We start from the raw sequence: 14,195 nt of genomic DNA on the forward strand, positions 1-14,195 counted from the left end.
ACGACTTACATAAGAATAACAGCTATATGATTTAATGTCAACACTTATACGTATTTTTTATAATTAAAAGCAAGAAAGCCTTATAGAAAGGCCTTCTTGCGCCATCTATCATCGTAATATATGTTGAATATGAAGATGCCTTAAGCTTTGTAAATCAATCATTTCACCTGTACGGCTTAATTTAATAAGCGGTCGTGTTGGAGCATTAGAGTTAATATATAGCACCTCGCCATTTTCTAAGTTAGATAATAGCACTCTACTTCCTATTGATAAATCTGAGATTACAGATAGTAAGGCATCTGTCACTTTAAGATTAAATTTACCAAACTCTTCTTCTTTAATCTTCTCTAGCACTTTAAATGATGCTTGTTTCGCGCGATAGGCTCTTTCACTCGTCATAGCATGAAATACATCTGCGACAGCTATAATTTGTGCTTCCATTGGAATACGCTCGCCACGTTCACTTGTAGGGTAGCCACTACCATCTAAACGTTCATGATGCTGGAAAACAGCTGCTTTAACAGATTGCTTTAATACTGGAATATCCTTAATCATTTGATAGCTATATATAGGATGCTTTCGGATTTCATTAAACTCCATTTCAGACAAAGCACCTTTTTTCTCACGAATATTAGGTGAGATTTTAGCCATACCTGAATCTGCTAATGTACCGCCAATAGCCAACTGTATTGTAACCCCTCTATCATATCCTAATTTTTGAGCGATAACTCCAGTTATTAGACCAGTAGCAATACAATGATGGTAAAGATACTCTCCAGGATCTGAATACTCATTTAAATCAAAGATAATAGTGCGATCATCTAATACCATTTCAATAAGAGGCAATAAGATTCCTCTTAGTTTGGTCATATCTACTTTAGCACCAGCTTCCCAAGCCTTAAATTCTTTTTTAAATTGTACAACACACTCTGCGTAAACACGTTTAAAAATAAGCTCTGGCTTTGCAACTGTAATAGTAGATTCTTCTTGGGGTATATCAAGTGCTTCCCCAGCTGCACGAAGAACAGGGATTTCTGTAATATTAAAAACTTCGAATATATGTAAGTGTTCATATGTAAGCTTTGTATTCTCTGCAACAATAGGAAATTTAGTATTAGCTAAAATATCTTCCGCTATAAGTTCTCCTACACGCAACTGCATAATGGGTACGTATGTTAGTTGTAAAGCTTCTTCTGTTTCCAATGTCCTCTCACCTTCCTAGGTTTTTCTATAGTTTACCATGAAGATTAGGTAATTTGACGAAAAAATATAGGAGGCGCTAGTTAGCACCTCCTATTAATAAAGCTTATTCTTCTACTTCATCTACTTCTTCAGGCTCTTCTTCGTCTTTTTTCACTTTAGCTACAGTTGCTACATACTCTTCTTCAGCTAAACGAATTAAACGAACGCCTTGTGTATTACGTCCAATTGTAGATATATCGTTAACATCCATACGGATTAACATACCTTCAACTGTTATTAACATAATATCTTCTTCGCCTGTAACAGCTTTAACAGCTACAAGTGGCCCTGTCTTATCCGTAATTTGCATTGTTTTAATACCAATACCACCACGTGTTTGTGTACGATATTCGTCTTCATTTGTACGTTTACCGTATCCTTTTTCACTTACAACTAAAATATCTTGATCTGATTCAATGATTTCCATACCTACAACATGGTCATCTTCGCGTAATCGAATACCACGAACGCCTGCCGCAGTACGCCCCATTGAACGAATATCAGTTTCTAGGAAGCGAATTAACATACCTTGACGTGTACCAATAACAATTTCTTGTGAACCATCTGTCAAACGTACTGCCATTAACTCGTCATCTTCACGTAATGAAATAGCAATTAAACCATTCGTACGGATATTGGCAAAGTTTGAGACAGCTGTACGTTTTGTTACACCTGTTTTGGTTGTAAAGATAAAGTAAGCATCCTCATCAAATGAAGGTACACGAATCATAGCTGTGACACTTTCTTCTTTTTCAAGGTTTAGTAAGTTAACAATTGGTAGCCCCTTAGCTGTACGACTGTACTCAGGAATTTCATAGCCCTTGGCTCTAAATACCTTACCTTTTGTAGTAAAGAACAAAATAGTGTCATGCGTAGAAGCAAATAATAAATGCTCTACAAAGTCATCTTCATTTGTTCCCATACCTTGTACACCACGTCCACCACGTTTTTGACTACGGTAAGTGTTAGTAGCTAAGCGTTTAATATAACCATTGTTAGTGAAGGTGATTACTGAATCTTCTTGAGGAATTAAATCTTCATCCTCAATAAAGGCAGCACCGCCAGCTGTAATTTCAGAACGTCGTGCATCACCATAACGCTCCTTAATTTCTAAAATCTCTTCACGGATGATTTCAAGGATTTTTCCGTCATCTGCTAAAATCGCTTTTAACTCAGCAATTAGTTGTTGTAGCTCATTATATTCATTCTCTATTTTTTCACGCTCTAAGCCACTTAGACGTACTAAGCGCATATCTAAAATAGCTTGTGCCTGGCGTTCGCTTAAGCCATATGTGTCAATTAGCTTTGGCTTAGCTTCCTCACCATTGCGAGAGCCACGAATAATTGTAATAATTTCATCGATATGATCAAGCGCAATACGTAAGCCTTCTAAAATATGAGCGCGGTCTTGTGCTTTTTTCAGTTCGAACTCTGTACGACGACGAATAACTACCTTTTGGTGCTCTAAATAGTGATAAAGTGCTTCTTTTAAAGCTAACACTTTAGGTCGACCATCTACTAAAGCTAACATATTAACACCAAAACTTGATTGCATAGCCGTTTGTTTGTATAGGTTGTTTAATACTACATTGGCATTAGCATCACGACGGATATCCATAATAATTCGCATACCACGACGGTCAGACTCATCTTGAAGCTTGGTAATACCATCAATTTTCTTTTCACGCACAAGCTCAGCGATTTTTTCGATGAGTTTCGCTTTATTTACTTGGTATGGTAACTCGGAAACAACGATTGTTTCACGACCATTCGAAGTTTGTTCAATCTCTACTTTAGCTCGAATAATAATCGAACCACGTCCTGTTTCGTACGCACGACGAATACCACTGCGTCCCATAATTAAGCCGCCTGTTGGAAAGTCAGGTCCTGGGATGATTGTCATTAGCTCTTCTGTTGTGATTGCTGGATTCTCTGCTAATGCTAGCACTGCATCAATTGTTTCGCCTAAGTTATGTGGTGGAATATTTGTTGCCATCCCTACTGCGATACCTGCTGCACCATTCACTAAAAGGTTAGGGTAGCGACTAGGTAATACAGTTGGTTCTTTTTCTAAACCATCATAGTTAGGTTGATACGTAATCGTGTCTTTATTAATATCGCGTAGCATTTCCATCGCGATTTTAGACATACGAGACTCTGTATAACGCATAGCTGCTGCGCCATCACCATCGACCGAACCAAAGTTACCATGCCCATCAACTAGCATATAACGGTAACTGAAGTCTTGTGCCATACGTACCATCGCATCGTAAATTGAAGAGTCACCATGAGGGTGAAACTTACCCATTACGTCACCAACGATACGCGCTGATTTTTTGTGTGGTTTATCTGATGTATTACCTAATTCATTCATGCCATATAAAATACGGCGATGTACGGGTTTTAAACCATCACGTACATCTGGTAACGCACGAGAGACGATAACACTCATTGCATAGCTTAAAAACGAGTCTTCGATTTCTTCTGTAATATTAATTCCTTTTACACTTTGTCTTTCCATTGACTTTGTTACCTCCTCTCAAGTTTAGAAGTCCAGGTTTTTCACGTAGATTGCGTTTTCTTCAATGAATTGGCGACGTGGTTCTACTTCTTCACCCATTAAACGATCAAATGCACTGTCTGCTGCTTCAGCATCATCTAAATTAACTTGTAGCAATGTACGGTGCTCTGGGTCCATCGTAGTTTCCCATAGTTGCTCAGCGTTCATTTCACCAAGACCTTTATAGCGAGAAATATTTGGCTTAGGCACTTTAGGCAAGCGCTCTAAAATTTCTTGTAGTTCTTCATCTGTATGACAGTACTCAATATGTTTACCTTGTTTGACTTGGTAAAGTGGTGGCTGTGCAATATATACATAGCCTGCTTCAATTAAAGGTCGCATAAAGCGGAATAAGAACGTTAACAATAGTGTACGAATATGTGCACCATCGACGTCCGCATCAGTCATTATTACGATTTTATGGTAACGCGCTTTTTCTAAATTGAAATCTTCACCAATACCTGTACCAAATGCAGTAATCATTGCACGGATTTCGGCATTAGATAAAATACGATCTAAACGCGCTTTTTCAACGTTTAAGATTTTACCTCGTAACGGTAAAATTGCTTGGAAATAACGATCACGGCCTGATTTAGCTGAACCACCAGCCGAGTCACCCTCTACGATGTAAATTTCAGATTCGCTTGGTTTTACTGACGAGCAGTCTGCTAATTTACCAGGTAAGCTAGATACCTCAAGTGGTGATTTACGACGTGTTGTTTCACGTGCTTTTTTAGCTGCTACACGAGCACGTGATGCTAAAATCCCTTTATCTACAATTTGACGAGCCACACGAGGGTTTTCAAGCATAAAGCGCTCAAAGCCCGCAGAGAATAATGAACTAGTAATTTGCGTTACCTCTGAGTTACCAAGCTTTGTTTTCGTTTGTCCTTCAAATTGTGGGTCAGGGTGCTTAATTGATACGATTGCTACTAAACCTTCACGTACATCATCACCTGTTAAATTAGCATCTGCTTCTTTTAAAATATTATTTTTACGACCATAGTCATTAATTACGCGTGTAAGAGCTGTTTTAAAACCAGACTCATGTGTACCACCTTCATACGTATTAATATTATTAGCAAATGAAATAATATTAGAAGCATAACCTGCATTGTATTGCATAGCGATTTCTACTGTAATGCCATCACGATCATTATAAATATCAATCGGCTCATGTAATGGGCTCTTTTCTTCGTTCAAGTGCTCCACATATGATGTAATACCGCCTTCGTAGTGATACGTAATAGATTGCTCAATACCTTCACGCTCATCAGCAATTGTTAAATAAATACCACGATTTAAATAAGCCAGCTCACGTACACGTTGCGCTAAAATATCAAACTCATATTCTGTTGTTTCAGTAAAGATTGTTGGGTCAGCTTTAAAGCGCACTGTAGTACCTGTTTCAGTTGTTGTACCAATCACATGTAAAGGTTGGATAGTATCGCCTTGTGCAAAAATAATCTCATGTATTTCGCCATCACGTTTTACATGTACAATAGTTTGCTCTGATAATGCATTTACTACAGAAGCACCTACACCATGCAAACCACCTGAAACTTTATAGCCGCCTCCACCAAACTTACCACCTGCGTGTAATACGGTCATAATAACTTCTACTGCTGGCTTACCCATCTTCTCTTGATTACTTACAGGAATACCACGTCCATCATCTTCTACGCGAATCCAGTTATCTTTTTCAATAGTTACAACAATATTATTACAATAGCCCGCTAAGGCCTCATCTATACTATTATCAACAATTTCCCATACTAAATGGTGCAAGCCTTTTGAGCTTGTCGACCCAATATACATACCTGGTCTTTTTCGAACTGCCTCTAGACCCTCAAGTACTTGTATCTGCTCAGCATCATACGCCTCTACTGGCATTATTTTATCTTCATTAGCCAACGCGTTCACCTACTCCTCTTTCAAACTTTTATCTTCCGTTACGGTGCCTCGTTCCACATGGAACATTTTTGCTTCTCTAATGGTTGCATGCTCAATACCCTCTACACTTGTTGTCGTAACAAAGGTTTGCACCTCACCCTTAATTGTATTTAATAGGTGCGATTGGCGATAGTCATCAAGCTCTGATAAAACATCATCAAGCAATAATATAGGCGCCTCTTGTGTCTCTTGCTTTATTAACTCAATTTCTGCAAGCTTTAGGGACAATGCTGTTGTGCGTTGTTGTCCTTGTGAGCCATAAGTTTGAACATCATAATCATTCACAAAAAACTGCAAATCATCACGATGTGGACCTATCAATGTAACACCACGATCAAACTCACGTTGCTTCATCTCATTGAGACGTGCGGTTAAAACAGCTGCAATCTCCGCTACCGTCGATTCAGCTGTAATTTCCTTTTCGGTCTTATATTTAATAACAAGCGTTTCCTTACCTTGCGAAATACTTGTATGAATATGTGCTGCCCAAGTTTGCAAAAGGGTCATAAACAAAAATCTACGATGTATAATTTCTGCTGCTGACAATACATATTGCTCTGTATACACATCTAATAAAATGGGGTCCAGTTTTTTATATTTAGCATCTTTTAAAAACTGATTACGCTGTTTTAAAATTTTATTAAATTGCATCAGCTCATGTAAATAAGTAGGCGAGATTTGCCCAATCTCTACGTCAATAAAACGTCTTCGAAATTGTGGTGAGCCTTTAACAACATGTAAATCTTCAGGCGCAAACATTACAACATTCATCTGTCCAATATAGTCGCTCAGCTTACCTTGTAATAAATGATTTACTTTAGTTTTTTTCCCTTGTTTTGTAACAATTAATTGTAAGGGAAAGCTTCCATACTTACGATGTACTGTGCCTTCTATACGCGCATGCTCTTGCTCCCAAGCAATTAATTCTTTGTCATTGCTTGTACGATGTGATTTAGTCATAGCAAGTGCATAAATAGCTTCCATCACATTTGTTTTACCTTGAGCATTTTCGCCAATGAAAACATTAATTTTAGGGGAAAATGTTAACGACAAGCTCTCATAATTACGATAATGCTGTAGCTCGATATTTTCGATATACATAAATTATGCCTCGCGCTGCATTACTTTAAAGCGACCTGCTCCAGGAATATTTACGACATCACCATCACGTAACTTACGTCCACGACGATCATCTACCTCACCGTTCACATATACTTGGTTCTCTTGTAAAAACCATTTTGCCATACCACCAGAGCTAATCGCATCTGTCATTTTAAGGAGTTGTCCTAAGGTTACAAACTCACTATCTATTCTAATTTCTTCCACGTGCTAACGCCTCCAATAAATAAAATCATATTCTACTATCATAACACTAATGCTGATAACTTAGACTTAATACTATTATAACATTTAAGCAAAAAAAGCGCCCCTAATGGAAGAGAGCGCTTCTAATTTATTATTTAACTTGTACGTACAGGTAAAATTAATTGTAAGTTTGTATCATCTGCAGCGGGACGCAAAATGAAGGGACGCATCGCGCCTGTAAACTGAATTAACATCTCGTCATCATCAATTGCTTTCAATGCTTCCATCATGTACTTCGCACTAAAAGATATTTTTAACGCTTCGCCATCTAATGACTGAAGTGAGATTTCTTCTTGAACTTGACCAATCTCAGGAGAATTGGATGAAATTTCGACTGCTCCGTTATTGATTGTTGTTAAGCGTACCACATTATTACTGTTTGTACGTGCTAGTAATGATGCACGGTCAATTGCTTGGAACAATTCACGGCCGTTTAATGTAATATTCGTTTGGAAGTCTGAAGGAATCAAACGAGACGTATCAGGATAATTTCCTTCAAGTAAACGAGAGAAGAATAGCATATTCTTCGCTTTAAATAATACTTGTTGTTGAGTAATAACAATTTGTACAGGCTCTGCAGCATCATCTAAAATTTTAGATAGCTCATTTAAGCTTTTACCTGGAATTACAACATTATAAGAACCCATTTCTTGCTCTAGCTTTGTTTTATAACGCGCAAGACGATGACTATCCGTTGCAATACATGTTAAGTCATTGCCTTCAATTTGCCAGCTCACACCTGTTAATACAGGGCGACTTTCGGTTAAAGCAACAGCAAATACTGTTTTACGAATAATAGCCTTTAAAATATTTGCTGGGACTGTAAATTGATTGTCTTGGCTTAGTTCTGGTAATAATGGATACTCTGTTGCATCTGTTGCGATTAAATGAAATACAGATTTACCTGAACGAATGTAAGTTTGAACGCCATCAGCTAATTCAATTTCAACCTTGTTAGTAGGCAACTTGCGCACAATTTCATTTAACATACGCGCTTGTAAAACAACAGCACCTGTTTGTTCGATTTCAACAATCTCTGTTGCATCAATTTCTGTTGGGATAAATGTTTGAATAGTAACATCGCTATCACTACCTGTTAAGTTAACACCCTCATTTGTTACTTCAATTTTTACACCCGTTAAAATAGGCATTGTTGTTTTTGTATTAACAGCTTTCAAAACATCGTTTAATGCATTCGTTAAATGATCCTTCAAAATTGTAAATTTCATTTGTGTTATACCTCACTTATTTTAATATATTTATTAATAAATTAAGTAATATTAATAGTAAGGGCTGTGGATTTGTGGATAACTATATAAAAACAGCGCTACATCAACATTACTGGTGTTAATAACATGTGAATAAAGATGTGTGAAACTCTTTAAGTTATCAACAAGCTATTTACCTAATGAACTTTTGATTTGTTGAATTTCTTGTTGTAATTGTTTATCAACTTTAACGAGATTCGAAATTTTTTCATGTGCATGAAGCACTGTAGTATGATCTCGTCCACCAAACTCATTACCGATTTTAGGCAATGAAAAATCAGTTAGTTCACGCGAAAGATACATAGCAATTTGTCTAGGATAAGCAATTGATTGTGTACGTTTTTTTGCAGAGAAATCTTCTAGTTGAATAGAATAATACTCCCCTACAACATGCTTAATATCAAGAATAGTGACAACACGCTGCTTCCCAGTAGGCATAATATCTTTTAATGCGCTACTGGCTACCTCAAGAGAAATGTCTAGATTAGCCAATGAGGCATAGGCAACCACTCGTATTAATGCACCCTCAAGTTCTCGAATGTTTGAATCAATTTCATTCGCAATATACACCATAACATCATCAGGAATATCTAAGCCATCTGCTTTAGCTTTCTTACTAAGAATTGCAATACGTGTTTCTAAATCAGGTGGCGCAATATCAGTAATTAATCCCCATTCAAATCGTGAACGTAAGCGATCTTCAAGTGTAGGGATTTCTTTTGGTGGGCGGTCGCTAGAAATAATGATTTGTTTAGCTTCCTCATGTAATGCATTAAATGTATGGAAGAATTCCTCTTGTGTGGATTCTTTACCAGCTAAAAATTGAATATCATCAATTAATAGTACATCTACATTGCGATACTTATCTCTAAAATCAATAGTTTTATTATCACGAATGGAATAAATAAATTCGTTTGTAAATTTTTCGGATGATAAATAGACAACTTTAGCGGAGGGATTATGCTCAATGACATAATGACCTATCGCATGCATGAGATGCGTCTTACCCAATCCAACGCCTCCATAAATAAAGAAGGGATTGTACGCTTTAGCAGGGGCTTCTGCAACGGCCAATGATGCTGCATGAGCAAAGCGGTTACCAGAGCCAATAACAAACGTATCAAACGTATACTTAGGATTTAACATGCCATTTATATCTGTAGGCGCAATGGCTTTAGGCGATTGTGTTTTGATTGGAGGTAAAACAACAGCCTCATTATCTTCTTGAATAATAAATTGAACGGCCATATTTTGATTGGTGAGCTGTTTTAATACTTCTTCAATTAACACAGTGTAATTGCGCTCTAACCAAGTGCATACAAATTCATTTGGAACAGCGACAACAATAGCACTACCATCAAAATGAATTGCTTTTGTAGATTTAAGCCAAGCTTCAAAACTAGGCTTAGCAATTTTTTGTTCAATTTGAGCAAGTACACTATCCCAAAATTGTTCGATATTATCCAATTTTTTTGGCTCCTTTCATGAAAATTTAAAGTGAAATAACAAAGATGTACACAGAAATCACAACCTGTGGATAACTCTTATCCAGTGCTATGGACAACGTTATCCACAACCTGTTGATGACTGTGGATAATTTTATTTATAAAAATTGACAACAATTGCATTATAGCAGATAAACATTGCTACTACAAGGTTTAAAAGGGTTATCCACAACCTTATCCAAGGTGGTGATAAAGTTATCAACAGCCTATGAGTATGTGTACAAGCTGTAAATAAGTCAGAAATGAATAATTACGTGGGAAGAAAATATTCACAGAGTTAGAAACAGAAAAGGTAGAAAACTGGGGATAACTAAAAAGAAGAACAGAAATCTAATTTTACCATAGAAAAATGGTAATTTGTTTTGAATTGAGGAAGCGTTAATAGATTATTTTTGCTATGGTATAACCTCCTCTTGGAATGCTTGAGGAAAGCTAGTTTGGTGGTAGTAACATAAATTAATCCAGTATTACTTCCTTATAAATGCCGTTAAGAAATTAAGATTTGACAAAATGGCTTATAATTATATATAATGCATAGGTCTGTATGTAGAAAATAACTTCATCTGGAGGTGTATATAAATGAAACGTACTTACCAACCAAAAACACGTAAGCACAGCCGAGTACACGGTTTCCGCGCACGTATGAGTTCTAAAAACGGTCGTCGCGTATTAGCTGCTCGTCGTCGTAAAGGAAGAAAAGTATTATCAGCATAAGTCCACTGACCCAATCAGTGGTCTTTTTTTTCGAAAATTAGCGCACTGAATGGGTCTTTTAATTGTTTAAGTAGGTGAAAAAATGAATAAGCGTCAACGAGTTAAGAAGGAAAAGGATTTTCAAAAGGTTTTTAAAAAAGGAAAATCATTTGCGAATCGCCAGTTTGTAGTTTATGTGTTACCAAATGAAGAAACAGAAACTTACCGTGTTGGTTTGTCTGTTAGTAAAAAACTTGGTAATGCCGTCAAACGTAATCAAATTAAGCGCTATATTCGTCAAAGTATCTTAGAAATAAACGATGGTTTAAAACCACATACGGACTATGTTATTATCGCTAGAAATCCAGCGTCCAATATGAATTTTCATGAAGTAAAGAAAAGCCTAATGCATGTTTTACGCATCGCAAAAGTATTAGCACCTGAAAAAAATAAAAGCTAATTATGTGGCGTTTTAGTATAAAAGCAATTAAACGAGTAAATCTCTATTGATAGTGGAGTAAACCTTACAAAACATGATAGAATAACCTCGAACAATAATAAGTAATAGATTTAAGTAGGAGGAAGCGGTTTGAAAAAACGACTTTGGATAATGCTGACATTGATTGCTGCAACTGTTGTACTTTCAGGTTGTACAGAATTTAAAGAACCAATCTCAGCAGATAGCAAAGGGTTTTGGAACGAGTTTATTGTTTGGCCACTCGTTTCAGTAATTAAATACTTTGCAGATTTACTCGGCTCTTACGCATGGGGGATTATTATTGTAACGATCATTATTCGTTTAGCAATTTTACCTCTAATGATTAAACAAACGAAGAGCGCTAAACAAATGCAAGAAATTCAACCTAAAATGGAAGAATTAAAAAAGAAATATGCTTCTAAAGATCAAGAAACACAACAAAAATATCAGCAAGAAATGATGAAGCTGATGTCAGAATCAGGCGTTAATCCATTAGCAGGCTGTCTACCGATTTTAGTACAGATGCCAATTTTAATTGGTTTCTATCATGCGATTAGCCGAATGAATGCAACACCAGATGCTTTCCCTTTAGGTAGCTTCTTTATGTTCCCACTAGCGGAACCAAGTATCGTGCTTGCAATTACTGCAGGTTTAATCCAGTACATTGTGTTATTTACTGGACCAGCTATGAATAACTCTAATCCTCAAATGAAAATGATGTTATATATTATGCCATTAATGATTATTGGTTTTGGTATGGTATTACCAGCAGCCCTTTCACTATATTGGGTTATTGGTAACTTATTCACATTTGTGCAAAACTTATTTATTTACAAGCCTTGGAGAAAAGAAGACAAGTAACTTGTACTACAGGAGGAGCGAAATAAGTGAAACAGATTACGCAAATAGGCGCTACGACAGAAGAAGCGATCTCATTAGCGTTACAAAAGCTTGGCGTTGCCCGTGAACGAGTAAATCTTGAAATTTTGCAAGAAGGTAAAAAAGGCTTTTTAGGCTTTGGCACACGTCCAGCCGAAATACGTGTAACTCTTATAGAGGAAGCACCAGTTGCTGCGCAACCGATTGAAGAAGTAATAGAAGTGGAACCTGAAGTAGTAGAAGTATTAGTTGATCCATTGCTTGAAGTTGGTAAGTATCTACAGCGTATTGCTATAGAAATGGGTGCTGAAGACACTACTGTGGAAGTTCGAGAAAAGGGCAAGCAAGTTTACTTTCAAATTGAAAGTGAAAAGGCGGCACTTATTATTGGCAAGCGTGGTCAAACACTAAATGCGCTACAACAATTAGCACAACTGATGCTTAATCAAGAGGTAAAGCAATTTAAAACAGCTTTAGTGGATGTAGGAAATTATCGTGAGAAGCGTAAGGAGTCGCTACAACAACTAGCGGCTCGTACAGCAGATCGTGTTGCTGATACAGGCAATACGCATAAATTTGAGCCTATGCCTTCTAATGAACGTAAGATTTTGCATAATGCACTTGCTCATCGCTTAGATGTTGAAACGTATTCAGAAGGAAAAGAGCCGAAGCGCTACTTAGCCGTTAAAAAATTGTAATGAGAGATGCCGACACCGTCCATGGACTGTCGGCATTTTTTATTGGGCTACTGTTCGTTTCGCAACACTTTAGATTTATGAGCAGTTATGCTACTCTAAGAAATTAGGAAGTTAAGAACGGCAAGTGGTTATACACAGTGTGGATAACTTTAATTAGGAGGTATTTTAATGTATATGGATACAATTGCAGCTATCTCTACGCCTATGGGTGAAGGAGCTATTGCCATCGTTCGTCTTAGTGGTGATAAAGCTGTAGAAATAGCAGATCGTGTTTTTCGTGCACCTAATAATAAACAATTAGCTCAACAAACAACACACACGATTCATTATGGTCATTTAATTGAGCCAAAAACCGATGAGGTTGTGGAAGAAGTAATGCTATCACTGATGCGTGCACCTCGCACATTTACACGAGAAGACGTAGTGGAAATCAATTGCCATGGCGGTTTAACATCAGTAAATCGTGTATTAAAGCTCGTATTAACAAATGGTGCGCGTTTAGCGGAGCCAGGCGAATTTACGAAACGTGCTTTTTTAAATGGACGTATTGATTTATCACAAGCTGAGGCTGTAATGGATTTAATTCGTGCTAAAACAGACCGTGCAATGAATGTTGCGCTTAACCAAATGGATGGTAAGTTATCACGTTTAATTGGTGATTTACGCCAAGCTTTATTAGAGACATTAGCGCAAGTCGAAGTGAATATTGATTACCCAGAGTATGATGATGTAGAAGAAATGACAGTACCTGTGTTGCTCGAAAAATGTGGCTGGGTAAGCCAAGAGATAGATAAGCTATTACAAACGTCTTCGCAAGGTAAAATTTTACGTGAAGGGCTTTCGACAGTAATTTTAGGACGACCTAATGTTGGGAAATCGTCACTTTTAAACAGCCTTGTACAAGAAAATAAAGCCATTGTAACTGATATCGCAGGTACAACTCGTGATATTATAGAGGAGTACGTAAACGTGCGTGGCGTACCGCTTCGTTTAGTAGATACAGCAGGTATTCGTGAGACAGAAGATATTGTAGAACGAATTGGTGTTGAACGATCACGCCAAGTACTACGCGAAGCTGATTTGATTTTATTTATGGTCAATGGGGCAGAGCCGTTAGGTGACGAAGATCGTCGCTTATTTGAAACAATTGAAGCAATGGATTATATCGTTGTTGTCAATAAAACAGATTTACCGCAACAAATCGATATGAATGAGGTGCAAGTTTTAGCTGGCAATCATCGTATTGTAACAACTTCATTACTAGAGGAGCAGGGTGTGATTGAGTTAGAAGAAGCGATTGCAGCACTATTCTTTGAAGGTAACGTAGAGTCTGGTGATTTAACATATGTGTCAAATGCACGTCATATTGCCTTATTGCATCAAGCGAAAGAAGCTGTAGAAGAGGCTATTCATGGTGCAGAGGCTGGCGTACCAGTAGACATGGTGCAAATAGATGTAACACGTACGTGGGAAATCCTTGGTGAGATTATTGGGGATACCGTACAAGAGAGCTTAATCAATCAACTGTTTTCACAGTTTTGTTTAGGAAAATAA

General features: G+C 37.2%; 12 protein-coding genes. 5 read left to right on the forward strand and 7 right to left on the reverse strand.

What is annotated here, in order from left to right; genetic code table 11:
* Window positions 1-108 precede the first annotated feature (108 nt).
* The 7 genes from CH76_RS04930 to dnaA all read right to left on the reverse strand — a co-directional run bounded on the left by CH76_RS04930 (window position 109) and on the right by dnaA (window position 9,855).
* On the reverse strand, window positions 109-1,203 hold the full coding sequence (locus CH76_RS04930) for an HD-GYP domain-containing protein (protein WP_235190352.1): 1,095 nt from the start codon (window positions 1,201-1,203) through the stop codon (window positions 109-111).
* Window positions 1,204-1,306: 103 nt separating this feature from the next.
* Window positions 1,307-3,763 (reverse strand): DNA gyrase subunit A, encoded by a 2,457-nt coding sequence (gene gyrA, locus CH76_RS04935; RefSeq protein WP_036143771.1) that lies wholly within the window; start codon window positions 3,761-3,763, stop codon window positions 1,307-1,309.
* Window positions 3,764-3,787: 24 nt separating this feature from the next.
* Complete coding sequence (gene gyrB / locus CH76_RS04940) at window positions 3,788-5,695, reverse strand: DNA topoisomerase (ATP-hydrolyzing) subunit B (protein WP_200877330.1); 1,908 nt, start codon at window positions 5,693-5,695, stop codon at window positions 3,788-3,790.
* A gap of 30 nt (window positions 5,696-5,725) precedes the next feature.
* The gene (gene recF, locus CH76_RS04945) at window positions 5,726-6,856 is read right to left on the reverse strand and encodes a DNA replication/repair protein RecF (RefSeq protein WP_036143773.1); all 1,131 of its coding nucleotides are present in this window, start codon (window positions 6,854-6,856) and stop codon (window positions 5,726-5,728) included.
* Window positions 6,857-6,859: 3 nt separating this feature from the next.
* Window positions 6,860-7,081 (reverse strand): S4 domain-containing protein YaaA, encoded by a 222-nt coding sequence (yaaA, locus tag CH76_RS04950; protein ID WP_036143775.1) that lies wholly within the window; start codon window positions 7,079-7,081, stop codon window positions 6,860-6,862.
* A 134-nt stretch (window positions 7,082-7,215) separates the two neighbouring features.
* Window positions 7,216-8,349 carry a DNA polymerase III subunit beta gene (gene dnaN, locus CH76_RS04955; protein WP_036143777.1) on the reverse strand — a complete coding sequence of 378 codons (1,134 nt, stop codon included), beginning with the start codon at window positions 8,347-8,349 and terminating at the stop codon, window positions 7,216-7,218.
* Window positions 8,350-8,517: 168 nt separating this feature from the next.
* Entirely contained in the window at window positions 8,518-9,855 is a 1,338-nt protein-coding gene (dnaA, locus tag CH76_RS04960; RefSeq protein WP_036143779.1) for a chromosomal replication initiator protein DnaA, read from the reverse strand.
* A gap of 617 nt (window positions 9,856-10,472) precedes the next feature.
* Between dnaA and rpmH the strand changes: the two genes are divergently transcribed.
* The 5 genes from rpmH (at window position 10,473) to mnmE (ending at window position 14,195) form a co-directional block, all read left to right on the forward strand.
* Window positions 10,473-10,607, forward strand: a complete 135-nt coding sequence (rpmH, locus tag CH76_RS04965; protein WP_036143781.1) for a 50S ribosomal protein L34 — start codon at window positions 10,473-10,475, stop codon at window positions 10,605-10,607.
* 82 nt (window positions 10,608-10,689) lie between these two features.
* Window positions 10,690-11,046 carry a ribonuclease P protein component gene (gene rnpA, locus CH76_RS04970; RefSeq protein WP_036143782.1) on the forward strand — a complete coding sequence of 119 codons (357 nt, stop codon included), beginning with the start codon at window positions 10,690-10,692 and terminating at the stop codon, window positions 11,044-11,046.
* Window positions 11,047-11,196: 150 nt separating this feature from the next.
* Window positions 11,197-11,925, forward strand: a complete 729-nt coding sequence (gene yidC, locus CH76_RS04975) for a membrane protein insertase YidC (protein ID WP_369792363.1) — start codon at window positions 11,197-11,199, stop codon at window positions 11,923-11,925.
* Window positions 11,926-11,951: 26 nt separating this feature from the next.
* Complete coding sequence (gene jag / locus CH76_RS04980; RefSeq protein WP_036143786.1) at window positions 11,952-12,641, forward strand: RNA-binding cell elongation regulator Jag/EloR; 690 nt, start codon at window positions 11,952-11,954, stop codon at window positions 12,639-12,641.
* Window positions 12,642-12,809: 168 nt separating this feature from the next.
* Window positions 12,810-14,195, forward strand: coding sequence for a tRNA uridine-5-carboxymethylaminomethyl(34) synthesis GTPase MnmE (gene mnmE, locus CH76_RS04985; protein WP_036143788.1), 1,386 nt, complete (start codon window positions 12,810-12,812; stop codon window positions 14,193-14,195).

The sequence above is a fragment of the Lysinibacillus sp. BF-4 genome, from assembly GCF_000743635.1.
Lineage (GTDB): Bacteria > Bacillota > Bacilli > Bacillales_A > Planococcaceae > Metalysinibacillus > Metalysinibacillus saudimassiliensis.

Excerpts from the sequence above, each read along its gene's own strand:
- gyrA (WP_036143771.1), bottom strand. The coding sequence starts at position 3,763 with ATGGAAAGACAAAGTGTAAAAGGAATTAATATTACAGAAGAAATCGAA.
- gyrB (WP_200877330.1), bottom strand. The coding sequence starts at position 5,695 with ATGCCAGTAGAGGCGTATGATGCTGAGCAGATACAAGTACTTGAGGGT.
- recF (WP_036143773.1), bottom strand. The coding sequence starts at position 6,856 with ATGTATATCGAAAATATCGAGCTACAGCATTATCGTAATTATGAGAGC.
- dnaN (WP_036143777.1), bottom strand. The coding sequence starts at position 8,349 with ATGAAATTTACAATTTTGAAGGATCATTTAACGAATGCATTAAACGAT.
- rpmH (WP_036143781.1), top strand. The coding sequence starts at position 10,473 with ATGAAACGTACTTACCAACCAAAAACACGTAAGCACAGCCGAGTACAC.
- rnpA (WP_036143782.1), top strand. The coding sequence starts at position 10,690 with ATGAATAAGCGTCAACGAGTTAAGAAGGAAAAGGATTTTCAAAAGGTT.
- yidC (WP_369792363.1), top strand. The coding sequence starts at position 11,197 with ATGCTGACATTGATTGCTGCAACTGTTGTACTTTCAGGTTGTACAGAA.
- mnmE (WP_036143788.1), top strand. The coding sequence starts at position 12,810 with ATGTATATGGATACAATTGCAGCTATCTCTACGCCTATGGGTGAAGGA.